This is a genomic window from Streptomyces sp. SGAir0957 (assembly GCF_043523415.1).
Window position 1 is genome coordinate 7087958 of record NZ_CP027293.1, and the last position, 22474, is coordinate 7110431.

Here is a 22474-nt window from a genome sequence, read left to right on the forward strand (position 1 = left end):
GCCGGTCTACTTCCCGATGGCGCGTCTCGGCAGCGGCGATGAATACACCACGCTCGTCGTCACCGACCCCAGCGTGCCCAGCTTGCCGGAGACCTCCTCCAGGTGGGGCATGGAGCGGGCCGCCACCTTGATCACGAAGCAGTCGTCGCCCGTGACATGGTGGGCCTCCAGGACCTCCGGGGTCACCTCGACCAGATCGTGGAAGGGCTTGTAGTTCCCGTTCGGGTAGCGCAGCCGCACATACGCGAGGATCGGAAGCCCGAGCCGCTCCGGCACCACGACCGCCGTGTAGCCCGCGATCACCCCGGCCTCCTCCAGGCGGCGCACCCGCTCGGTGACGGCGCTCGCCGACATCGACACGGCGCGCGCCAGCTCGGCGTAGCCGAGTCGGCCCTCCCGCTGGAGGAGCTCCAGGATGCGCCAGTCGGTGGCGTCCGGGACGTGCACGGGCCGGTCTGTGGAATCAACGGTCATGGGGCAGGAATAGCATCACGATCCCCGGCGGATCAAGGCGAGCGCCGGGGATCGTCCCTTCAGGCGGGGCGGCGGCCGCCATAGATTTCTGTCCAGGAAGAATCCACCCCGGACAGACAGAGATGGGCAGCCATGACCACCACCGCCCCGGCCACGATCAACCCGGTCCTGCGGGACGCCCCCGCCACCCCCGCCGCCGCGGTCGCCTACTTCACCGCGCACCTCGCCTTCCACGCCGACGTGTCCGATGTCGCCGCCGCGCTCGCCGCCGACGGCGACCCCGGGTTCGTCCTCGTCGACGTACGCTCCACGGAGTCCTGGGACCAGGGCCACGTTCCCGGCGCGACGCACCTGCCGAACGCGCTCATCCCCGGGCAGGCCGGACAGCTCCTGGACCGGTCCGTCCCGGTGGTGACGTACTGCTGGGGCCCGGCCTGCAACGGCGCGAGCCGCGCCGCCCTCGCCCTCGCCGGGCTGGGCTTCCAGGTCAAGGAGATGCTCGGCGGGTTCGAGTACTGGGTCCGCGAGGGGTTCGCCCACGAGACGTGGGAGGGGCCCGCGCGGAAGGAGCCGGACCCGCTGACCGTGCCCGTCGGCGCGGACGACTGCGGCTGCTGACCGGCCGTGCCCGTCGGCGCCGACGACCGCGGCCGCTGACAGGGCCGGGTCAGACGCGGTGCGGCGCCGCCCGCAGAAAGCGTGCGTCCCGGTCGTCGACGGAGCCGGCCGGGCGAGCCGCCCGCAGCACCACGTCGAGGACCCGGTCGGCGTCGGCCCCGTAATGGCCGCTGGCCCAGGCCGCGTTGGCCTCGACGACCGCCCAGTCGCCGCCGTCGCCGGGCGCGAGCCGGCCCACGTCCACGACGATCGCGCTCGGCAGCTCCGCGTACGGCAGCCGCGCCGCGAAGTCCAGGACCTCGGCGCGCAGGGGGTCGTCGCGCAGCGGCGCCACGTCCAGGTGTCCGTGGCGCGCGTACCGGCTCGCGGTGTGCACCGCGCCGTCGAGCAGGAAGAGGCGGTACTCCACGTCGAACGCCACGATGTCGCTGACGAGGACCGGGGTCGTGTCGTCCACGGCGTCCGGGCCCGGCAGCCCGCTGCCGTCCGGATAGACGCGCGCCGGGAAGCTCTTGTCGTTCGGCGGCTTCACGAAGGCGGGCCGCCGCAGGGCCCTCGCCTCCGCGACCGTCGTCAACGTGACGTCCCGGCGGGTGAGTGCATGGGGCAGCGCCGCCAGCCAGCCGGGACCGGCCTCCAGGAGACCCAGCCCCACCTCGCGTCCGACGGCGTCCGCGAACAGCGGTCCCGCGTACAGACTCGCCCCCGGGAGCAGGCGCCATGCGTCCGGCGTGCGCCACGTCGCGTACGTCTCCACGCGCAGCCCGCGCCCCCGGGCGGCGGCGGCCAGCGCCTGACCGGTGGCGGTGGTGCGCGGCGACAGGAGGAGGGTGCGGGGCGGCGGAGTCATGCGGTGAGGATGACGGGGCCGGGGCGGCGGGGCCACCGGTTTTCACACCCGGCACGGGCCACCGGTCCTTCAGCCTGGCACCGGCCACCGGTCTTCCGGCCCCGCACGGGCCACCGGTCCTTCCGCCCGGCACCGGCCACCGGTTCTCCCGCCCGGCGCGCGCCGCCCCTACGGCCGCACTACAGCCTGGACAACTCCTCCACCAGGTCGTCGAGGCCCAGCGAACCCTGCGACAGCGCCGCCATGTGCCACGCCTTCGCGTCGAACGCGTCGCCGTGCGCGGCCTGCGCGTTGGCCCGGCCGCGCAGCCACGCCCGTTCGCCCAGCTTGTAGCCGATGGCCTGGCCGGGGATGGACAGGTAGCGGGTCAGCTCGCTCTCCACGAAGTCGGCCGGGCGGCTGCTGTGCGCGCCGAAGAACTCCTGGGCCAGGGCGGGGGTCCACCGCTCGCCCGGGTGGAACGGGGAGTCCGCCGGGATCTCCAGCTCCAGGTGCATGCCGATGTCGACGATGACGCGGAGCGCCCGCATCATCTGCGCGTCGAGGTAGCCGATCCGCGCCTCGGCGTCGGTGAGGAAGCCGAGCTCGTCCATGAGCCGCTCCGCGTACAGCGCCCAGCCCTCGGCGTTGGCGGAGACGCCGCCGAGCGTCGCCTGGTAGCGGGAGAGGTCGTCGGCGACGTGCACCCACTGCGCCAGTTGCAGGTGGTGGCCCGGCACTCCCTCGTGGTACCAGGTGGAGAGCAGGTCGTAGACGGGGAACCGGGTCGCGCCCATGGTGGGCAGCCACGTACGGCCGGGCCGGGAGAAGTCCACCGAGGGCGCCGTGTAGTACGGCGCGGCGGCGCTGCCGGGCGGCGCGATACGGGACTCCACCTTCCGGACCCGCTCGGCCAGTTCGAAGTGGGTGCCGTCGAGCGCCTCGATGGCCTCGTCCATGACGCCCTGGAGCCATGCGCGGACCTCGTCGACGCCCTCGATGTGGCGGCCGTGCTCGTCGAGGTGGGCGAGGGCGACCCACGGCGTGGCGGCGCCGGGCAGGATCTTCTCCGCCTCGGTCCGCATCTCGGCGAGGAGGCGGTGGAACTCGCTCCAGCCGTACGCGTACGCCTCGTCGAGGTCGAGGTCCGCCCCGTTGTAGTAGCGCGACCAGCGGGCGTACCGCTCGCGGCCGACCACGTCGGGGGAGCCCTCGATCGCGGGCGCGTACACGTCCCGCATCCAGTCGCGCAGCACGACGGTGGCCGCGTCGGCGGCGCGGGCCGCCGCCGTCAGCTCGGCGCGCAGCGCCTCGGGCCCGGCGGCGGCGAACTCCTCGAACCAGCCGCGCCCGGTCCCCGCCCACTCGGTGAGCTGCCCGACGAACGTGGCGGTGGGGCGCGGCGCGGCGTGCAGCTTGCGCTCCAGGCCGAGGCCGAGCGTCTCGCGGTACCCGGCGAACGCCGCGGGCACCGCCCGCAGCCGCTCGGCGATGACCGCCCAGTCCTCGTCGGTCTCGGCCGGGGTGACGGTGAAGACCTCCCGCACGCCGTGGACGGGCGAGCCGAGGTTGCTGACCGCGCGCAGCGGCTCATCGGCGTCGTGCACGGCGAGTTCGGCGGTCAGCCGCTCGCGCAGGAGCCGCGCGCACCGCCGCTCCACGTCGCTGTCGGCGCCGGGCGCGCGCTCGGCCTCGTCGAGCCGGGCGAGGGTCTCGCGGGCCAGCCGGGCCACGGCCGCACCGCCCGCGGGGGAGAGGTCGGGCAGCCTGCGGTGGGACGCGGCGTCGCCGAGGAAGGTGCCCTCGACGGGGTCGAGGAGCACGTAGGCGTCGACATGGGCATCGGCGACCTGCCGGGGCAGCGGGGGCAGGGCGTGCTGATCGTTCGGGGTGGCTGGCATACGTACATCCTTCTACGTGTCAGGTGGCGGCGTCACCCTCGGGCGGCAGCAGCGGCCCGCACTCCCACTGCTGGAAGATGAGCCGGGTCTCGACCCGCGCCACCTCGCGCCGCGCCGTGAACTCGTCCAGGACGAGCCGCTGCAGATCCGCCATGTCCCGCACGGCGACATGCACCAGGTAGTCGTCGGGCCCGGTCAGATGGAAGACCGTACGGGCTTCGGGCAGTGCCCTGATCCGCTCCACGAACGGGCCGACCAGCTCCCTGCGGTGCGGCCGCACCTGCACCGAGAGCAGGGCCTGGAGGCCGCGCCCCAGCTTCGCCGGGTCCAGGCGCAGGACGTGCCCGAGGACGACCCCCGAGCGGCGCAGCCGGGCCACCCGGTCAAGACAGGTCGAGGGCGCAACCCCGACCTGCGCGGCGAGGTCACGGTAGGTGGTGCGGGCATCGTTCTGAAGGAGCCGCAGGATCTCCAGGTCGACCGGATCGAGTACGACGGAATCGGTCATCGGCCGAACGTAGCACGGGAGTTGTGGCGTGCACCCCGCCCGCTGTTCAGTCTGGGCGCATGGACGACACCCTCCGCCCACGGGCCCTCGCCACCGAGGCGGTGCACGCGGGACGCGAAGACCTCGCCGCTCTCGGGCTGCACGCCGCGCCCATCGACCTGTCCACCACGTACCCGTCGGCCGACAGCCGCGCCGAGGCCGCCCGCGTCGACCTGTTCGCCGCCCATGGCGTCGTCGACGACGGGCCGCCGGTCTACGGGCGGCTCTCCAACCCGACCGTCGCCCGCTTCGAGACGGCCCTCGCCCGCCTGGAGGGGACCGACACCGCGGTCGCGTTCGCGAGCGGCATGGCGGCGCTGACCGCCGTCCTCCTCGCGCGGCTCGCGGCGGGCCTGCGCCATGTCGTCGCGGTCCGGCCGCTCTACGGGTGCAGCGACCACCTCCTCACCGCGGGCGCCCTCGGCTCGGAGGTGACCTGGACCGACCCGGCGGGCGTCGCGGACGCGATCCGGCCCGACACCGGTCTGGTCATGGTGGAGTCCCCGGCCAACCCGACCCTCGCCGAAGTGGATCTACGGGCGCTGGTGCACGCCTGCGGCGCGGTGCCGCTGCTCGTCGACAACACCTTCGCGACGCCGGTCCTGCAACGGCCGCTGGAGAGCGGCGCGCGGCTCGTGCTGCACAGCGCGACCAAGTACCTCGGCGGGCACGGGGACGTCCTCGGCGGTGTGGTCGCGTGCGACGAACTGTTCGCGCGGGAACTGCGCAAGGTGCGGTTCGCGACCGGCGGCGTCCTCCACCCGCTCGCCGGATACCTGTTGCTTCGCGGCCTGGCGACGCTGCCGGTCCGGGTCCGAGCCGCCTCCGAGACCGCCGCCGAACTGGCCCGGCGCCTCGCCGCCGACCCGCGCGTCACCCGCGTCCACTACCCCCGGATCGGCGGCGCCATGATCGCCTTCGAGGTCGCGGGCGACCCGCACGCGGTGATCGCGGGCGTCGGCCTGGTCACGCCCGCGGTGAGCCTCGGCAGCGTCGACTCGCTCATCCAGCACCCGGCCTCGATCAGCCACCGTGTCGTCGCCGCCGAGGACCGCAGGGCGGCGGGCGTCGACGACAAGCTGCTGCGGCTCTCCGTCGGCCTGGAGGACGTCGAGGACCTGTGGGCCGATCTCGACCGGGCGCTCGGCGCGGGTCCTCCGCGCGGCGGCCTCAGCGCTGTTCGGCCTCTTCGTACGGTGCCGGGGACGCCGCCGCTGTCGCCGCGAGCTGCGCGGTGATGACCAGCGTGCCCTCCTCGATCTGGTAGTCGAGGGGCAGGCCGAGCCCGCGCATCGCCGCCACCATGCCCGTGTTGGACGCCTGCGTGACCGCGTACACGCTCCGGCAGTCCGCCTCGCCCGCCAGCGCGACCAGGCGGCGCAGGAGCTGGGCGCCGATGCCGCGGCGCTGCCAGTCGTCCTCCACGAGCAGCGCGATCTCGGTCTCGTCGCCGTCCCACAGCAGGTGGCCGAGGGCGACGACGCGCCCGGAGGCGGTCCGCGCGGCGAGGGTGCGGCCGTAGCGGGGGCTGAGCAGGTGGTCGAGGTAGCGGTCCGCGTCGCGGACGGGGCCGTGGTACCGCTTGCCGAGCGTCTGCGGCGAGCAGCGCTCGTGCATCGCCTTCGCCGCGGCCAGGTCCGTCGGGTCGGCCCGGCGCAGGGTGATGTCGGTGCCCTCGGGCAGGGTGAGGACGTGCTTGCCGCGCGGCACGCGCGGGCCGAGGCGCGCGTCAAGGTCGACGAGGGCGCGGGCCCGCGCGAACTCCGTCGGCGTGAACGGCAGGTACGGCCGCTCCACGGTGAGGGTGCCGCCCTCCGGCGTCCGCAGCCGCATCACGGTCTCCTCGAAACCGCCCTCGGCCGGGTCCGCCGCACCGGCCGCCGTCGGCGCGGGCAGCGACCTGATGGTGCACCGGCCGAGCAACTGGCGCAGCGCGAGCGGCAGTTCGGCCGCGTCCAGGGCGGTGCGGGTGGCGAGGCTGAGGATGCGGGTGGGGGCGTCCACCAGGTCGTGGGCGTCGGCGCGCTCGATCCAGGTACCGGTGCCGCCGGCCTCCTCCGCGGCCCGGGCCAGGTCGGCGGCGGGCAGCTCCTGCGGGGCGCGCAGCAGGAACTCGTCCATGGTGCCGTCGGCGAGGGGGTGGGTCTGGAGGCTGAGGATGTCGACGCGGCGCTCGGCCAGGGACGTGCACAGCGCGGCGAGGGTGCCGGGCTCGTCGCGCACGGTCGTCCGCATCCGCCACAGGGCGCTCGCCGCCGTGTCCGGCGGGGTGCCGGTCGTATCGGGTTCGGCCGGAGGCGCGTGGCCCTGGCGGCGTGACCACCATTGGGTGGCCCTCGCCACCAGGGCACCGCGCTTGCTGCGGGCGGCTCCGTCGCGCCGGTCGGTCGTCCCGCAGGTCACATCAGACATGTTTCGACTCATGCGTCCACTGTGAAGGAACGGTGTTGCGTGACCGCGAACGGTCTGTGACCGATGGGTAAAGAGCGCCCTCCTATGCCCGTTTTGAACCACTGGGACGGGTCACTGTCCGACGCGGCCCGGCTGGAGCGTCCGCGCGAACAGCACGTCGCCGCCCTCCTGCCGCAACCGCACGGTCAACTCGCCGCTGCCGCCGTCGATGTCGACCTCGCCGAAGTAGGGCGGCGTCTCGGCAGGTGAGGTGTTCGCGCGCGTGGGCGCCTTGATGAACACCTGCCGCGGCCCGAACGTCCCGTCGAGCTTCGCCGCCGGGTAGCCGCCCGCGGCCAGCGGGCCCGACACGAACTCCCAGAACGGCGCGAAGTCCTGGAAGGCGGCCCGCTCCGGCTCGTAGTGCTGCGCCGAGGTGTAGTGCACATCGGTCGTGAGCCACAGGGTGCCCGTGATCCGCCGGTGCTTGATGTGCCGCAACAGCTCGGCGATCTGCAGCTCCCGGCCGAGCGGCGCGCCCGGGTCGCCCTGCGCCACGGCCTCGAAGTTCACCGCCCCGTCCGCCACGACCAGGCCGAGCGGCATGTCGGAGGCGATCACCTTCCACACCGCGCGGGAGCGCGACAACTCGGTTTTCAGCCACGCGAGTTGTGTGGCGCCCAGGATGCCCGTCGTGTCGTCGGGCTGCCGGTTCGGCGAGTTGGCGTTGCGGTACGCGCGCATGTCCAGGACGAACACGTCGAGCAGCGGCCCCTGGCGCAGCACCCGGTACACCCGCCCGTCCGGGTCGCCGGGCGGCAGTGTCGAGATCGGGAAGTACTCGCTGAACGCGCGCAGCGAGCGGGCGGCGAGCACGTCCGTGCGCTTCTCGGTGTAGCGGGCGTCGGCCAGGATCTGGCCCGGGTACCAGTTGTTGTGCACCTCGTGGTCGTCCCATTGGGTGATGGTGGGGACCTGGGCGTTGAACCGGCGGACGTTGGCGTCCACGAACGCGTTCAACTACGGTTCTCCCATGACAACAACGACGGCGGATTCGTCGGGAGTTGCCGACATCTTCCTTCGGCGCTCCACGCTGATGGACGACAAGGCGACGTTGGACGCGCACGAGAACGTCCTCCGCAAGGCGATTGAGGCAGACGGTAAGACGGTCCGCAAGGTTTGGCGCGAGGAAGTGAGCGCCTCGAAGCGCGGTGTCAAGCGTGAGGAGTTTGACGCCGCTATCGCCGCAGTGCTCGCCCGTGAAACGGGGGAGCTGTGGGTGTACAAGCTGGACCGCCTAAGCCGGCGGGGAATGGGTCACGTCGGAATCGTCCTCGACGACTTCGAGAGAATGGGCGCGGCTCTGAGGGCCCATGTCGACGGGCTGGACTCACGTAATCCCAACCACCGAATCATCTTCGCCGTGGCCGCAGAGCAAGCGCGCTCTGAAGCAATCAACATCGGCGTACGTACCCGCATCGGTAAGGAGGCGCACCGCCCTCTGGGGCACTGGCCGGGAGGCCCCGCGCCGTACGGCCTGAAGTCTCAGCGTCTCTATCCCGACGACTCTCGTCGACGCGCCGCGCAGCTTGTCAGGCACCCTGACGAGTACCCCATCGCGCGGGAGATGGCGGAGCGGCTGATGTCGGGCAATTCCGCACTAAGCGTCGCTATGTGGTTGACGACCGCAGGTCACGTCACGCGGCGCGGTAAGACGTGGCGGGCGTCCACAGTCGCAGCTTGGGCGCGGACCCCCGGCATTGCGGGGCTCATGCACCGAAAGGAGCGGGTGGAGGATCCGACGACGGGGCGTGAGCGTTGGCGGCCGACGGGGGAAGTCGTCCTAGGGCTCGACGGTACTCCTGTGAGCGTAGGGGAGGGTGTAGTCACGCCTGAGGAGCGCCTCCGCATTGTCGCCGCTCTGAACTCACGCACGATGGAGTTGACGCCAGGGTTCACGAACAGTGGCAAGGCGGGCAAGCGACGAGGAGCGCGTCAAGCGCGGTCTCTCTTGACGGGGATCATCCGATGCGGTCGCTGCGAGGGGACGATGACGCGCGCCGGCGGGCAGTACCGGTGTCTCCTCCGCGCCGAAAGTGGGCCGGGCGCCTGTCAGGGTCTCTACATCGACGCTCCGGACGCTGACGACGCCGTAACCGAGCGGTGGCAGACGTGGGTTCCCACGCTGGACCCCAACGACCCGGGGGACGTCGATGTCCTCATGAAGATTGCCCGCGAGTGGTACGGACATCAGGACCCGTCACGCCGGCTGCGTCTACACGAGGCGAAAGCCGCGATTGACGGTATCTCCGACCGTCGTAACAAGCTGGACACGGCCTACTACGTCACGGGCGCCTTCCCTGGCGACGAGGGGGAGCAGCGTTATCAGACGCTCAAAGCGGCCCTTGACGGACAGCTAGCGTCGCTTCGGGCAGAGATCGCGGACCTGTCCCGGGGGGCGGATCTCTCGCCTCTCTTGGAGCCGGAAGATCTGGCGGAGGCGTGGGACGCCGCGGACCTGGCGACGAAGCGAATCCTCCTGACGCTGACGGTCAAGCGTCTGCGCGCAATCCCGGCCAAGGGTCGCGGCGACAGGACTCCCGCGCGGGACCGAATCAACGTTGAGTGGATCACGGCAGAGACCAGCATCTAGAACCGAACCAACGGCAAGAGCCCCGCAGCATCCTGGACAGATCACGGGGCTCTCGTCCTCAACAGAGGAGAGACAATCATGGCACAGCTCGCCCGCCCCGTTCTCGTCGTCGCCCCTGTCGGCACCCCCGCAGACGTCGAGCGCCTCCGCGCCTACGGCCTCAGCGTCGCAACGGAACTCGGCGCCCCTGCCACCTACGCCACCCACAACGAGCACCGTGTCACCGACTTCGACGCCGTCTACTGCATGACGCCGTCGACGTCGCTGCGCGACCGTGTGGGCCTCCTCCTCGTCGCGGAGGCCCTGCTCGCCGGGATCCCCGTCTACGAGCCGCAGGCCGCGGAGGACGTCGACACGTGCGACTGCGGACAGGTCCAGTCGGTTCGTACCGTCAGGGGCGACGACGGCGCCGTGTGGTGCGCTGAGTGCCGCGAAGAGTCGGCGTGCGCGTGGTGCTTCGAGTGGAACGACATGGAGGACTTGGACGTCGTCGAGCACGGAACCACGTGGGTGCCGCTTCACCCGGGTTGCCGCGCGGGGCTGGAGCACGCGACGGCGCCTACTCACCGCGTCCCGCTCGCCGCTTAGCTAACTCAGTGTGACGGAAACCCCGCCCCGGGACCTCTGGGGGCGGGGTTCGTCGCGTACGGGGGTGCCTCGTCGAGGAAGCGGCGCGAGCGCGGAAACGGACATTCAGGGCGGAGGAACCTCGTCCGCTTCCCTCGTCGGCCCCGTCGTCGACAAACCCGCGCCAGTCTGGCCAGACCTGCACCCCTCCTGACCTGCGCGTTCTCCCAAACTGCCAAACTAGAGCCCTATCTCAACTTTCTTCTAACGCGCATAGAGAGAAAGTGAAAATGCCGTTTAGTTTGGCAGTTTGCACTCAAGTTTGACGCGACCCTCGTCGACGGGGCGGGCGAGGCATACCGACGGAGGGCGACGAGGCGCAGGAGGCGCGAGAAGGGCCCTGCGTGCCCGTCTGGGCGCTTCGCGGGTCCTTGTGGCCCCGGAGTATCAACCGGGCCCCGATAGCGCCTCAGGGTGACGTGTGGCCGCATGGCGTCTCCAGGGGTTCCAGCACACCCACGGTCGCATCGGTTACACGGAGTGGCCATGCGCCGTCAGAGGAAGCTTAGGTAAAGTCTAGGCAAAGCTCATTTGTAGCTTTTCGGAAAACCGCAGGTCGGCATAGAACGTCGATGATCCCGACCGACATTCTTACGACATAAAGAAAGTGAGGGCTTCTTCGCGAGCTATGGGCCGTGGAAGTCCCTCCCCTCCGTGGCGCCTCCGGCCTCCTCCTCTCGGCCGTCGAAGGCGCCCGTGATGCACGTCGTCGCTCTCCTCCGACGGTCGTGCAGGTTCCCCACCCGTGCGCGCAAGGCGTCGCGTTGTAGCACCGGCCCTTCCCGAGTCGTGATGCTCCGTGACGTCGCACGGGTGGGGGACGACTCTCTTTTTGCCATTCACCGACAGATTGACAGGACAGGAGGCGCGGTGATCGACGTACCCATCCCATCCCGGGCCGGCACACGGCTCTGCAACGCCTGCGGCGATGCCTTCCCGCTATCGGCGGAGTTCTTCCATCGCGACGCCATGAGCGCGCAAGGGCTGAAACGGAGGTGTCGAGATTGCGTGAACCGTGCGGAGCGCGAGCGATACGCAGCGTCGGCCGACGAGATCCTTCAGCGCGTGCGTGAGCGCCGTTCAGAGCGCTCCGCGTACTTCGAGACCCAACCCCAGTGGCAGGCCGCGTGACGGCCGCACAGGCGACTGCAACAGGGCCCGTAGCCAGGGTGGTTACGGGCCTGACGTGTTTCTAGAGAGGGCACAGCATGAGGAACAGCACGAACCCCGAACTCCGCGGGGCGTGGGCGACCGTACCCGAAGTCGCGGAGGCGCAGGAGCGCTACGAGGCGGCCGTCAAGCTGCGTCGGGACTTCCCCCGCGGGATGAACCCTGGGGAGGCTCTGGCGGGCGTACAGCGCGCCGCTATCGATGCCTTCCAGGGCTCCGGCAAGTGGTCGTCCTCGTTCGCGAAGGACGCTGCCAAGGCTCACGCTGACGCCGTCGTGTGGGAGGCGGAGGCGGTTGCCCTGAACATCCTGGAGCAGCGTGCTAAGGAAACCGCGGAGAGCACCCGCGACCTCTTCGCGGTTGACGTCCTGGAGTACCTCCACGGGCGGCTGACGAAGGTACTCGCTGACGCGAAGAGCGCAAGCGAGACACTGGGCGACGTCACGACCGCGGAGGAAGCCCTCGAAGCGGGCGCGGACGTGCAAGGCGCCTGGCGACGCCTGAAGGCGCTTCTCCAAGACTACGGCAACATCAAGTCGGCACAGTGGGACGTACTCGGCGCCGTCGCAGGCATGGACCGCCGCGCACAGTTGGGGCAGTGGCAGCGTGCCGGCTTCGGCGAGCTTCGCGATATGCGGGCGGACGACATCCCCGAGCACGTTCGCGACGTCATGCGCTCTGGCGCGTACACCCTGGAGTATCTCGCCTTTGTCGCGAAGAGCGGTGCCGGGTACGTACCGACGTCCTACGAGGACGTACAGACGGAAGCGGAACCGCTTGTCGACGTCATGGCGGGTGCTGACGACGTCGTTGACATCAGCCCCACTGTCCTACCGCCGCTGACTTACCAGCCGTCGACAAACCCCGAGCACGCCACGGCGCCGCAACTGAGCTTCATGGGGGCGCAGTGAGCGACGTACGAGGAAGCACGTCGGGCCTGGAGGCAGGCGCAGCACGGTACCGAGCGACGCATGACGGCGCGGCTCCTGCCGTACAGCCTCCAACGCCTGGCGCGGTGGGCCGACGTGTCGACGTGCCGTCCCCTGCGCCGGCCGCCTACCAGCCTCCAGGCTTCTATGACAGCGGAGTGCACTGGACCGAAACAGCCGCAGGGCAGGCGTACTTGCGTCGATGCCGCACCGGCCGACTCTAGGAGGAACCCATGATCGACTACACGCAGGCAATGAAGACGCGAGCCCTGGCTTTGAACGGTCAGAGCGCAGTTGTGAACCTTGTCGGAGGCCAGAGCCTCACGGGGACGCTGGCCTATGCGACGACCACAGGCCTGTGGGGCGTCACGGAGTACCCCGACGTCCTGACCGTGACCGTCGCCAGCAAGGTACACACAGTGCGCGTCGACCATGTATCGAGTGTCGGTCAGGGTTAGTCCGTCGAAGCGCTGCCCACCACTGACGTGTTCGCTGCCAGATGGCATCAGCTATGTGCTGGCCAAGCGGTGCGGCGATAGACATGAACACGGCCGTGAGGCCGCTGAGAAGCAGGGAACCCATGCTGACCCTTGCTGCGAATGCGGAGGGCCTGACGTGGACGGACCCCACCGCGGGCGAATGCGGTTGCGGCTCACTGCTTGTGAGCGTCCCCGTGGGGTCCAGCGGGCCGGCGGGGTCCGGTCGTAGGCGGGGACGAATCACCCGCCCGTACATCAGGAGTGTACCCGGTTCTCGGCGTCAACATCCAAGCACAGGAGGAACCATGGTTACCCCGGGGCCACGAAGAGACCCCACGCGTCCGTACAGCCGTACGCACAGGGAGGGCGGGAAACAGTCTCGCGTTGGCCTTGTTGTCCTCCCCCTCTCAGGCTGCGACCTCCCCGTTCCCGACATGCCGACAGGGCGAGCGTGGGGCGAGGCAGAGGCGACGATGTGGGCGGACCTGTGGGAGTCACCGCAGGCCACACAGTGGCACGACGCGTACGTCCCTATCGTCGCGCTGTACGTGCAGGTTGTCTGTCAGTCCCTCAGCGGCCGTGCGACCGCTGGACTGGCGCAGGAGGCACGGCACTTGGCCGATCACCTCGGCCTCAGCCCCGCAGGTATGCGCACGCTGGGGTGGCAGATGGAAGAAGTAGACACGCGCACAGGCGAGTTGCATGCATTGCCAGGTGGCGCCGCATGAGCGCACGGCGTGACGCCATGCTGGCACGCAGGGATGCGGCGCTGGCGCCCGTCATGGGTAGTGCTGCCTGCCCTGCGGAGCTACGCACACCGTGCGTCGTGTGGTCGTGGCTGACGGACGAGGAAGCGCTAGTCGTTTCACGCGACGGCTTCAACTCACCGCTTGTGCCACGCGCCTGGCGACGCTGGCTCGACGCACGCCGCGAGTACGCCGCGCGAGCTGGCCTGAGCGAGGCAGCCGCTTGCGGCCCTGCGGGACGGCCGACGCTCGGTGATCACCGACACCGCGTCTGACCTGCAAAGACCCACCCCGGTAACCCCACTTGATCACCACGAGCACCGGAAGGGTGCTAGTTCACGCTGTCTGGCAACCGGTTAGAGGTCGACTTCAGAGCCCCTCAGAGGCCCTCTGAGAGCCCCTGTAGCGCCTCCTGGAGCCCCTCCCGCGATGCCGGCGCGATCCATCGCGCGCGGGAAGCGGGAGGGGCTCAGACGAAGAATCGTTGCACCGTTCCTGATAGGGAATCGTAAAGCCGCTGGTCTGGCGTGACTAACCGTAACCGATTTGCTTTCTGGGAACATACGAGAGGACACCCCATGACCACCGACTCCCGTCGGCCGCCCACCTGCCCGCGCGCCGGCTGCTCCCTGCCTCGCTGGCACAGGCGGGACAACAGGGGGCAGAAGACGTACACCGGCTGGTGCAGCGCCTGGTGCCGGCACTGGGACATCGCTGCGAAGCACGCGGCGCACAACGGCGACGCACGCCAGGCCGCGACGCTCATGCAGGCCGCGGAGATCCTCGACCGACGAACGTCGGGCGGCGACCCGGTCCACGGAGTTCAGATCATCGACGGCTCCCGATGGATCGTCCATACGGATCCGGTAGGAGCTGCGACGCGGCATCGCCGTAATGCTCGCCCCTGACGACACCACCCAATTCACGGCCCCTGGCGGACGCGCCCGGGGCCTTTTTCATGCCCTCCGGAGGAACTCATGAGTGAAGATATCTGCGCGCGGGAGGGTTGCTCCTTTCACGTCGAGCTAGTCCTAGTCCGCGATATGGCGTTGCCCGCCGTTTACTGCGGAAGCGCCTGTTCTGACTTCGTTTACCTGAAGTCCAAACTAGCGATGGCGCCGCCAACGCCGGAGACGGCGGAGGCGTATCGGGCATTCGACGACGCGGCCGAAATCCTGAACGCGAGAACGCACCCCGAGGAAATCGGCTCGCTCTTGGGAGCGTTCTATGCCGGATCTTGACATTGTCGGAGGCGTCGGCGTCGACGTCGTTCCTATCACCCCGAACTTCCATACCAAGCTGAAACAAGCCGTCCTCCCCGCGGCTGACCGAGTCGGTATCGACGCAGGTGAGAAGCTTGGTGACCGCATGGCAGAGACCATGCGGGCATCCCTCGTCGGCGACGGGCAGCGCATCGGAAATGCTCTTGGCGACGCTATCGGCGACGCGATGGGGCGACAGATTTCCGGTGCACTTCCCAACGCAATACGCAACGGCGGACAACGGGCGAGAACGTCCGCGCAACGCCAGGGGAACGACGTTGGCGGAGCGTTTGCCCGCTCGTTTAAGTCGCGTTTGGAGGCAGCGTTCCGCTCCCTCCCGAAGGCGAATGTACGCATCGGTGATACAGGCGTGGACGCGGATATCGCCCGCCTTCGGGCGCGCCTGGAAACGCTCTCCAACAAGACAATCGGCGTCGACGTAACCACTGGCGCTGCCATTGCCGAAATGGACGCCGTCGACGAGGAACTCCGCCGGCTAGGAGCGAGTCACCCGAATATCCAGATCCGGGCGGACACGGCGACTGCCCGCGCCGCAATCGCGCAAATGCGCGAGGAAATCGCGGTACTCACCGCAGATCCGACGCGCCTGCGCGTGGAGGTGGAGGGGGCGCTCGGAGCCAAGCTCCGGGCCTCCGTCAAGGCTGCGGAGGCTTCCCTCCCCGCGATCAACCTGACGGCCGACAGCACGCCCGCAGACGTCGCCATAGCGCGCGTTCGCGCGGAGCTCGCGGCGCTCGGAGAGAAGCGGATCGGGATCGACGTCTCCTCGACGGAGGCGCTCGCGAAGGTCGCGGCTCTGCGGACCCAACTCCAGGAGCTCTCTGCCTCTGACGCTGACATCGCCGTTCGCGTCGACGCCGGCGCCGCGGAGTCGCAACTCGCGGCCGTGCACGCGATGGTCAACTCCCTGGATCGCGACGACGTACGGATCAACGTCCGCGTCAACGCGGCGCAGGCAACGGCCGCTCTCCTTCAACTGGCCATAGCGGTGGGTGGAGTTGCAGCTATACCGGCGCTTCCCGTCATCGCCGCAGGACTGGGGGCAGTCGCCTCCGCCGGCGTCGCTGCGGGCGCGGGACTCGGAGCGATGGCGCTCGTCGCCGTCCCCGCGATCAAGAGCGTCACGAACGTCATGCAGCTCCAGAAAGCTGCCACCGACGAGGCGTCGCGAGCGACGTCCAACGGCGCCGCGGAGTCGGTCAAGGCTGCACAGCAAGCCCTACAGATGACGTCTGCGCAACAGGCACTCGCCTCTGCTCGACGTCAAGCGGCGCAGTCCACCGCGCAGGCGAACAGGCAGGTAGAGGACGCTGAGCGCTCTCTCGGCCAGGCAGCCGCGCGTGCGATGGAACAGCGCCGCCAGGCCGCGGAGAACGTCGAGCGGGCGGAAAGGTCCCTCTCCGACGCAAAGAAGGCTGCGAGGCAGGCTGAGGACGACCTCACGCAGGCCCGCAAGAGTGCGGCCGACCAACTCCGCGACCTGGACGAGCGCCTAGCGCAGGGCTCGCTTGATCAGCGTGACGCGACGCTCCGCGTCCAGGAGGCGCAGCTCGAACTTCAGCGCGTCATGGCCGACCCGAAGGCGTCCGACCTCCAGAAGGAGCGCGCTCAGCTCTCCCTAGACCAGGCGACGCAGGCGGCGACACAGCAAAAGAAGGATCTTGCTGACCTCCAGAAGTCGGCCGACGAGCAGCGGAAGGCGGGCGTCGAAGGCAACGCCGACGTCAAGCGTGCCGCGGATCAAGTCGCCTCCGCTCAGCGCAACGTGCAGGACCAGACGAAGGCCGTCGCCGACGCCAACCGCGAGGCCGCGCGGGCACAGACGGAGTCTGCGCAGGCCGTTGCCGACGCTCAGCGCGCCGTGGCCGACGCCGTGACGAACGCGTCCAACGCGCAGGTTCAGGCTGCGGAGCAGGTGGCATCTGCGGAGCGAGGCATCGAGTCTGCGCGCCTCTCGTCCGTCAACACGACCGCGCAAGCGGTGACGAAGTCGGACGAGTATCAGCGTGCGCTCGCGAAACTGACGCCGGCGCAGAGGGATCTCTACGACTCCATTGCCGGGCCCAAGGGACTGAAGTCCGCATTCGACGTGTGGCAGAGGTCGCTACAGCCCCGAGTCTTGCCCATCTTCACGCGAGCCGTCGACGGGCTGAAGAACGCACTCCCGGGACTGTCGCCTCTCGTCACGAATACGGCGGATGCCGTGGGCGACCTCCAGGACCGTGCGTCGAAGGAACTCAGAACGCCGTTCTGGAAGGACTTCCGCCACGACATCAACGACGGCGCGAAGCCGGCGGTAACTGGGCTAGGGGTGGCCTTCGGGAACACGCTCAAAGGCATGGCAGGCGTCATCGACGCCTTCCTCCCGCGGATGGGCGACATCTCGACGACCATGCAACGCATAACCGGCCGGTTCGCGGACTGGGGGACGGGGCTCAAAGGCTCTCCCGAGTTTGAGAAGTTCCTCGAATACGCCAGTAGGACGGGCCCGAAACTCGCCTCCGCACTCGGCAAGGTAGCCGGTGCATTCTTCGACATCGGCAAGGCACTGGCCCCGCTGTCAGGCCCCGTGCTCGACGTTATCGGCGCTATCGCCGAAGGCATCTCGGTAGTTGCGACGAATGCGCCGTGGCTAATCGAGATGATCTGGGGAATCATCGTCGTCACACGCATTTGGACAGCCGCTATGTGGCTGCTCAACATCGCGATGGACGCGAACCCAATCGGCCTCGTTATCGCCGCCATTGTCGCGCTCATTGCGATTGTGGTCATCGCGTGGAACAAGTTCCCGTGGTTCCGCGACGTCGTGAAGGAGACGTGGGCACAGATCCAGGTCGTCACGTCGTGGCTCTGGGAAACCGTCTTGAAGCCGTTCTTCGAATGGTGGAGCGGCAATGTCGTCTGGTTCTACGACAACATCCTGAAGCCGTACTTCGGATACATGCAGGAAGCGTACGGGGCTCTCGGAACCGTCGTGACCTGGCTCTGGACGACGATCCTGAAGCCGTACTTCGGTGCCTTGATCGACATATGGAAGAAGATCGCTGAAACTCTCGGTTGGCTCTGGCAGAACGTATGGGCTCCAATCTTTGGGTTCCTCGGCGACATCATCGCGTATTGGTGGAGGAACGTCGGAAAGCGCTACTTCGGCTTCCTGATCGACATCCTGAAGGACGTCGGCGGAATATTCAAGTGGCTCTACGACAAGGCCGTAAAGCCCGTCATGGACGCGATGGCGATTCTGATTCCTCGTGTCTACGACCAGCACATCAAGCCTGCCTTCGACAAGCTGAAGCGAGGGCTTGAACTGGTCTCTCTGGCCTTCAAGACAGCAAAGGAGGCGACAGAGAAACACTGGAAGCGCATCGCCAATATCACTGCGACGCCCATCAACTTCGTAATTCAGGATGTGTACGGCAAGGGCCTGAAGGTCGTGTGGGATAAGGTCGCTGGTGCCGTCGGAATGGATCCGCTTCCGGCCCCGCCTAAGCCGATCAAGTTCCTTGAAGCGGGTGGCACCGTCGGCGACGGCTGGGGCGTGGCGGCTCCGATGAAGACGAACAGGCCGACGGCCATCGTCGGCGAAGGCAATCCCCGCTACCCGGAATACGTCATCCCGACGGATCCGAAGTACAGGAGCCGCGCCCTCGCTCTTCACCAGGCTGCGGGAACTCAGCTCCTCGAAGGCGGTGGCATCCTCGGAAAGCTGAAAGACACCTTCGGGAAGGCGTTCTCCTGGGGCCAGGCCGGCGCGGACATGGTCGCTAACCCTGGCTCGACGTGGGACAAGCTGATGACGCCCGTCGTCAACTCCATCGCCCCTGGCGTCGCCGGCTCCGGTGACTGGGGGAAGATGGTCGGCAAGGCCCCGCGGAAGTGGATTTCGTCCGCGCGGGACACCCTGATCAGCGCCGCTAAGTCGATGTTCGTCGGCGACTTCAGCTACGGCGGGTTGTGGACGAAGCCGATCAACGCCCCCTTCGGGACGCCCTTCGGCAAGGCCGGGAAGATGTGGTCCAGCGGCCACCACACCGGACTCGACTTCCCTGCGGCAGTCGGAACCGCCGTGCGCGCCGTCATGGACGGCCAGGTACTCAACACATCGAGCTCCGGGCCGTACGGCAACCACATCTTGGTGCAGCACTCCGCCGGCTTGCAGTCCTTGTACGCCCACCTCTCGTCGATCATGACGAAGGTCGGCGACAAGGTGAAGCAGGGCGAGGTGATCGGCCGCTCCGGTGCGACGGGCAACGTCTCTGGTCCGCACCTCCACCTGGAGGCGCGACTCGGTGGCAGAGCAGTCGACCCCATGAAGTTCCTGACGGGCGGAGGCGGAGGCAACGCCACTGCCGTCGGCTCTGCGCAGAAGTACGCGAAGAGCATTCTCAAGAACTACGGGTGGGGACAAGGCGAGTTCGGCCCCCTGAAGAAGCTGTGGGAGGGGGAATCGAACTGGAACTACCAGGCGAGAAACCCCAGCTCAGGCGCGTTCGGCATTCCCCAAGCGCTCCCCGCAGCGAAAATGGCTAGCGCTGGTGCCGACTGGAGAACCAACCCCGCGACGCAGATCCGATGGGGTCTGTCGTACATCAAGAACAGGCCCGACTACGGAAGCCCGTCGGCCGCGTATTCGAAGTGGCTGAGCCGCTCGCCGCACTGGTACGACGACGGAGGCTACCTCCCTCCGGGCCTGTCCCTCGTCGCGAACGGCACCGGCTCCCCGGAGCCCGTCTTCACTGGCTCTCAGTGGTCGGACATCCGCGCCGCGAAGAGCGGAGGCGGGACGACGCAGGTCCACGCCGACGTGCGCGTTTTCGTCGGGGACCGCGAGATCACCGACATCGTGGACACCCGCATAGAGGTCCACGAGGCAGCCACCATTACGGCCATCAACGCTGGCCGCTACTGACGCACATCACGCACACACACGGGCCGCTCTCCGCCATGGATGAGCGGCCCACCCACTTCAACGCCCCCGCGGAGCGCCGACATGGTGCCCGCGGGGGCGTTCCCATGATCTGACGAGAGGACGCTCCATGTTCGACACGACGAGGACCGCGAAGAGCCAGCACGACGAGGGCTGCCTCCACTGTGGCGCCACCCTGACGCAGGTGGCCGGCTCCGGGCGGATCCGTAGGTTCTGCACGGCTGAGCACGGGCGGTCGTACCGGCGTCGGATGCGGGCACTGGGATTCCCGATCTAAGCCGCATCCAGGACTGCCCGGACCTCCGGGACGTCGCGGTACTCCTCCAGGCGCTCCCTGACGACATGGACGCGCTCCGCGGTGCGTTCACTGGCAACGTCGGCAGACATCTCGATGACTCGCGCGGCGACGGCTGCGGCCTCTTCCGGCTCGTTTGCGTCGGCCAGTGCTACCGCGAGCCACGACAGATACAGCGCTAGCTCCCGAACATGCGTCGCGTTGTACCGACTCAGCACGTCGCGGAGCAGCGGAACGGCGCGGAGGGGGCGGCGCAGCTCCGTGTACACGCGCGATTCCATGATCTGAAGTTCCCCTGCGCTCACCCAGTACAGGTACGCGGGGGAATCAGTCCCGGAGTCCTCCGCCGCAAGGGCCGTGGACGCCTCTCCAAGCGCCGCCATTGCGGCTTGCGCGTTGGTCGGTCCGATCTTTGCGTTGGCCCATGCGAGGCGATCCAGGTAGAGCGCGCGAGCTTTAGGCGGTGCCGACGTCCCTGCCTCGTCGAGTGCGGCAGAGGCCAGGGCCAGGCCGTCAGCTTCCCGCCCGTTGTTGGCGTACTGGTAGGCGAGTGAGCCTGCCAGGTTGCCGACAAGCGTTGCGTCACCCGCCTTTCGGGCGGCGCTGATACCAAGCTTGTAGATGTGCTCCGCCTCCGCGTGCTGCCCGGCGTCGCTCGCAATCCATCCGGCGATCTGGGCTAGCTCGCCGATCTGACGGAGTAGCTCGCGCCCCACGTCGTCAGTGTGGACGCTGTCGCGGTACAGCTTCACAGCCGTACGGAGCTCCCGCAGCGCGGGGCGGATGAGGTCCCCGCCGGCGATGACGTCGTCCGCCAGGCGGAGGCCGTGGACCCGCTGACGGAGATCGTCGACGACGCCGGACCCGATGCGGCGCCCGTTGCGGGCCTGGAGCGCAACGAGCGGGTCTCCGCTGGGCAGGTAGTCGGCCAGCGAAGGCGGCGCCAGATCGGGCGGAAGATACTCCGTCCGTAGCTCGTCGACGGTGACACCCAAGGCCTGGGCAATGAAGGGCTGCCATTCGCGTGGGGAGCGTTTCCCGTTCTCATAACGGCTGATCTCCTGGCGGCCGACGGGATCACCACTCACGCCGGCGCACAGGCACACGCGCCGCGCCAAATCCGCCTGTGACCAACTTCGCTGGGTTCGCAGGCGTTTGATGTTGGCCCCGATTACGTCGCGCATCTCTCCATAGTGGCCGACATCTGGCCGACAGGGGGCCACTAGTCCCGCATTTCACTCGCCGGAATCCTGGGATCAATGGCGACGCACGGAGGGCTGAGAGATGGAGAAGAGTGAACTGAGGTTGTGGGATCTCGTCGTAGACACCCGTCGCGATAAGCCGGGCCGCGTAATGGGGCACGAGGGCCCGTACGTACAACTCCGGCCGCCGGGTGGCGGACGCGAATGGGATGCGGATCCTGGCGTCCTGCGCCGCCCAACCGCCGACGAGCGGCGTCGCGCACAGACGTCGGAGGCGCCGGTCACCCGCGCTAAGGGGGTGAGCCTGTGACTGCGACCGCCGACATCTGCGGAGCAGAGGAGCCCATTCCTCCACAGATCGTGGAGATTTACCAAGCGGTCTGCAACCGGGATCTGAGCGGCGTCAAGGTCCAGTGCCAGCGTCCCCCGCACCCGGCGTACCCGTGGCACTGGGGCAGAGCCCTGGATCTGGGCGACTTCCAGTGGGCCGACGACTCGCCTCTAACCCCATAGACCCCTACCTCCGGCGCCCGTGCGTCGGAGGTAGGGAGGGGCGGCAGGGTGCCGTGCGTCGCCTGTATCGGCACCCTGCTTAGCTCCGAACCGAGCCCCGCCCTCTCCTGGATTGGACCCCATGGAGGGCGGGGCTTTTGCGTTCCTCCTAGAACCGTAGTTGCACACACTTGCGTCGAGCAGGTTGTAGCGGAAGTTGCCACGGAACTCGGCGAGCACCTCGGCGACCTTGGACTTCTCCTCGGTCGTCACATTGCGCCACACGCTTCCGTCGGGCAGCGGCACGCTCGCCTGGATCGGCCCGTCCGCGTAGATGGTGTCGCCGCTGCACAGGAAGAAGTCCGGGTCCAGGGCGCGCATGTCCTCGTAGACGCGGTAGCCGCCGCGGTCGGGGTTGATGCCCCAGCCCTGGCCCGCGATGTCCCCGGACCACAGGAACCGGACCCCGCCCTTGCGCCCCACGCGCGCGGTGCGGAACGTTCCCGGGACCGGGGCGCTCGTGCGGCGCGGATCGTCCGGGTCGGCGAGCACCACCCGGTAGTGGACCTGCTCGCCCGGCGGCAGCCCGCGCAGCCTGGTGGTGCCGGTGAAGTCGGTGTCCGGGCCGAGGAGCGGGCCGCGCCATCTCGTCACCCGCTTGAACGACTCGGTGGCCGACGTCTCCACGATCATCCGTGCGGGCCGGTCCGAGCGGACCCACACCAGGCCCGAGTGGGCGCCGACGTCACCGCTCTGCACGCCCCAGCCCGCCAGGGGCCGGCCCGACAAGGCGAACGCGGGGGCCGCCGCGCCGCCCGCCGGGGGCAGGGCGAGCGCCGCCGACGCGGCGAGCGAACCCCGCAGCACTCCGCGGCGGCCGGGCAGGGGACTCGGCGGACGGTGCGACATGA

General features: G+C 69.0%; 17 protein-coding genes and 2 pseudogenes. 11 read left to right on the forward strand and 8 right to left on the reverse strand.

Annotation, left to right across the window (positions count from 1 at the left end; all coding sequences use genetic code 11):
- Positions 1-6 precede the first annotated feature (6 nt).
- On the reverse strand, positions 7-474 hold the full coding sequence (locus C1N81_RS36985) for an Lrp/AsnC family transcriptional regulator (protein WP_394435746.1): 468 nt from the start codon (positions 472-474) through the stop codon (positions 7-9).
- A 132-nt stretch (positions 475-606) separates the two neighbouring features.
- On the opposite strand from C1N81_RS36985, the gene C1N81_RS36990 reads away from it, so the two are divergent.
- Positions 607-1092, forward strand: coding sequence for a rhodanese-like domain-containing protein (locus tag C1N81_RS36990; RefSeq protein WP_394435747.1), 486 nt, complete (start codon positions 607-609; stop codon positions 1090-1092).
- A 49-nt stretch (positions 1093-1141) separates the two neighbouring features.
- On the opposite strand, the gene C1N81_RS36995 is transcribed toward C1N81_RS36990, so the two are convergent.
- From C1N81_RS36995 to C1N81_RS37005, 3 genes are all read right to left on the reverse strand, one after another.
- Positions 1142-1942 (reverse strand): ATP-grasp domain-containing protein, encoded by an 801-nt coding sequence (locus tag C1N81_RS36995; protein ID WP_394435748.1) that lies wholly within the window; start codon positions 1940-1942, stop codon positions 1142-1144.
- Positions 1943-2121: 179 nt separating this feature from the next.
- A complete protein-coding gene (locus tag C1N81_RS37000) occupies positions 2122-3822 on the reverse strand; it encodes a DUF885 domain-containing protein (protein WP_394435749.1) in 1701 nt (566 codons plus the stop codon).
- A 19-nt stretch (positions 3823-3841) separates the two neighbouring features.
- The gene (locus C1N81_RS37005; protein ID WP_394435750.1) at positions 3842-4330 is read right to left on the reverse strand and encodes an Lrp/AsnC family transcriptional regulator; all 489 of its coding nucleotides are present in this window, start codon (positions 4328-4330) and stop codon (positions 3842-3844) included.
- Positions 4331-4389: 59 nt separating this feature from the next.
- On the opposite strand from C1N81_RS37005, the gene C1N81_RS37010 reads away from it, so the two are divergent.
- The gene (locus tag C1N81_RS37010; RefSeq protein ID WP_394435751.1) at positions 4390-5607 is read left to right on the forward strand and encodes a trans-sulfuration enzyme family protein; all 1218 of its coding nucleotides are present in this window, start codon (positions 4390-4392) and stop codon (positions 5605-5607) included.
- Here C1N81_RS37010 and C1N81_RS37015 read toward each other — a convergent pair.
- Together C1N81_RS37015 and C1N81_RS37020 are read right to left on the reverse strand one after the other, a co-directional pair.
- Complete coding sequence (locus C1N81_RS37015) at positions 5540-6793, reverse strand: GNAT family N-acetyltransferase (RefSeq protein WP_394435752.1); 1254 nt, start codon at positions 6791-6793, stop codon at positions 5540-5542. The two genes, C1N81_RS37010 and C1N81_RS37015, sit on opposite strands and share 68 nt — an antisense overlap.
- A gap of 99 nt (positions 6794-6892) precedes the next feature.
- A pseudogene (locus tag C1N81_RS37020) lies at positions 6893-7768 on the reverse strand (alkaline phosphatase D family protein); the annotation flags it as partial.
- 25 nt (positions 7769-7793) lie between these two features.
- Between C1N81_RS37020 and C1N81_RS37025 the strand changes: the two are divergent.
- The 8 genes from C1N81_RS37025 (at position 7794) to C1N81_RS37060 (ending at position 19556) form a co-directional block, all read left to right on the forward strand.
- Positions 7794-9413 (forward strand): recombinase family protein, encoded by a 1620-nt coding sequence (locus C1N81_RS37025; protein ID WP_394435754.1) that lies wholly within the window; start codon positions 7794-7796, stop codon positions 9411-9413.
- A 78-nt stretch (positions 9414-9491) separates the two neighbouring features.
- Positions 9492-10001 (forward strand): hypothetical protein, encoded by a 510-nt coding sequence (locus C1N81_RS37030; RefSeq protein WP_394435755.1) that lies wholly within the window; start codon positions 9492-9494, stop codon positions 9999-10001.
- Positions 10002-10910: 909 nt separating this feature from the next.
- Positions 10911-11171, forward strand: a complete 261-nt coding sequence (locus C1N81_RS37035) for a hypothetical protein (RefSeq protein WP_394435756.1) — start codon at positions 10911-10913, stop codon at positions 11169-11171.
- 77 nt (positions 11172-11248) lie between these two features.
- On the forward strand, positions 11249-12121 hold the full coding sequence (locus C1N81_RS37040) for a hypothetical protein (protein WP_394435757.1): 873 nt from the start codon (positions 11249-11251) through the stop codon (positions 12119-12121).
- A gap of 251 nt (positions 12122-12372) precedes the next feature.
- A complete protein-coding gene (locus C1N81_RS37045; protein ID WP_394435758.1) occupies positions 12373-12597 on the forward strand; it encodes a hypothetical protein in 225 nt (74 codons plus the stop codon).
- Positions 12598-13942: 1345 nt separating this feature from the next.
- Entirely contained in the window at positions 13943-14272 is a 330-nt protein-coding gene (locus C1N81_RS37050) for a hypothetical protein (protein WP_394435759.1), read from the forward strand.
- A gap of 69 nt (positions 14273-14341) precedes the next feature.
- A complete protein-coding gene (locus C1N81_RS37055; RefSeq protein WP_394435760.1) occupies positions 14342-14605 on the forward strand; it encodes a hypothetical protein in 264 nt (87 codons plus the stop codon).
- Positions 14592-19556 (forward strand): aggregation-promoting factor C-terminal-like domain-containing protein, encoded by a 4965-nt coding sequence (locus tag C1N81_RS37060; protein ID WP_394435761.1) that lies wholly within the window; start codon positions 14592-14594, stop codon positions 19554-19556. The genes C1N81_RS37055 and C1N81_RS37060 overlap by 14 nt, the downstream gene beginning before the upstream one ends.
- A 291-nt stretch (positions 19557-19847) precedes the next feature.
- Here the strand turns inward: C1N81_RS37060 and C1N81_RS37065 are convergent, their stop codons facing one another.
- Entirely contained in the window at positions 19848-21053 is a 1206-nt protein-coding gene (locus C1N81_RS37065; RefSeq protein ID WP_394435762.1) for a helix-turn-helix transcriptional regulator, read from the reverse strand.
- Positions 21054-21153: 100 nt separating this feature from the next.
- Between C1N81_RS37065 and C1N81_RS37070 the strand changes: the two genes are divergently transcribed.
- A complete protein-coding gene (locus tag C1N81_RS37070) occupies positions 21154-21381 on the forward strand; it encodes a hypothetical protein (RefSeq protein WP_394435763.1) in 228 nt (75 codons plus the stop codon).
- A gap of 332 nt (positions 21382-21713) precedes the next feature.
- Here the strand turns inward: C1N81_RS37070 and C1N81_RS37075 are convergent.
- Positions 21714-22472, reverse strand: a pseudogene (locus C1N81_RS37075) (alkaline phosphatase D family protein); the annotation flags it as partial.
- Positions 22473-22474 lie beyond the last annotated feature (2 nt).

Excerpts from the sequence above, each read along its gene's own strand:
- C1N81_RS37015 (WP_394435752.1), bottom strand. The coding sequence starts at position 6,793 with ATGAGTCGAAACATGTCTGATGTGACCTGCGGGACGACCGACCGGCGC.
- C1N81_RS37070 (WP_394435763.1), top strand. The coding sequence starts at position 21,154 with ATGGAGAAGAGTGAACTGAGGTTGTGGGATCTCGTCGTAGACACCCGT.
- C1N81_RS37005 (WP_394435750.1), bottom strand. The coding sequence starts at position 4,330 with ATGACCGATTCCGTCGTACTCGATCCGGTCGACCTGGAGATCCTGCGG.
- C1N81_RS36985 (WP_394435746.1), bottom strand. The coding sequence starts at position 474 with ATGACCGTTGATTCCACAGACCGGCCCGTGCACGTCCCGGACGCCACC.
- C1N81_RS37030 (WP_394435755.1), top strand. The coding sequence starts at position 9,492 with ATGGCACAGCTCGCCCGCCCCGTTCTCGTCGTCGCCCCTGTCGGCACC.
- C1N81_RS37000 (WP_394435749.1), bottom strand. The coding sequence starts at position 3,822 with ATGCCAGCCACCCCGAACGATCAGCACGCCCTGCCCCCGCTGCCCCGG.
- C1N81_RS37040 (WP_394435757.1), top strand. The coding sequence starts at position 11,249 with ATGAGGAACAGCACGAACCCCGAACTCCGCGGGGCGTGGGCGACCGTA.
- C1N81_RS37050 (WP_394435759.1), top strand. The coding sequence starts at position 13,943 with ATGACCACCGACTCCCGTCGGCCGCCCACCTGCCCGCGCGCCGGCTGC.
- C1N81_RS36990 (WP_394435747.1), top strand. The coding sequence starts at position 607 with ATGACCACCACCGCCCCGGCCACGATCAACCCGGTCCTGCGGGACGCC.
- C1N81_RS37065 (WP_394435762.1), bottom strand. The coding sequence starts at position 21,053 with ATGCGCGACGTAATCGGGGCCAACATCAAACGCCTGCGAACCCAGCGA.
- C1N81_RS37045 (WP_394435758.1), top strand. The coding sequence starts at position 12,373 with ATGATCGACTACACGCAGGCAATGAAGACGCGAGCCCTGGCTTTGAAC.
- C1N81_RS37060 (WP_394435761.1), top strand. The coding sequence starts at position 14,592 with ATGCCGGATCTTGACATTGTCGGAGGCGTCGGCGTCGACGTCGTTCCT.
- C1N81_RS36995 (WP_394435748.1), bottom strand. The coding sequence starts at position 1,942 with ATGACTCCGCCGCCCCGCACCCTCCTCCTGTCGCCGCGCACCACCGCC.
- C1N81_RS37025 (WP_394435754.1), top strand. The coding sequence starts at position 7,794 with ATGACAACAACGACGGCGGATTCGTCGGGAGTTGCCGACATCTTCCTT.
- C1N81_RS37010 (WP_394435751.1), top strand. The coding sequence starts at position 4,390 with ATGGACGACACCCTCCGCCCACGGGCCCTCGCCACCGAGGCGGTGCAC.
- C1N81_RS37055 (WP_394435760.1), top strand. The coding sequence starts at position 14,342 with ATGAGTGAAGATATCTGCGCGCGGGAGGGTTGCTCCTTTCACGTCGAG.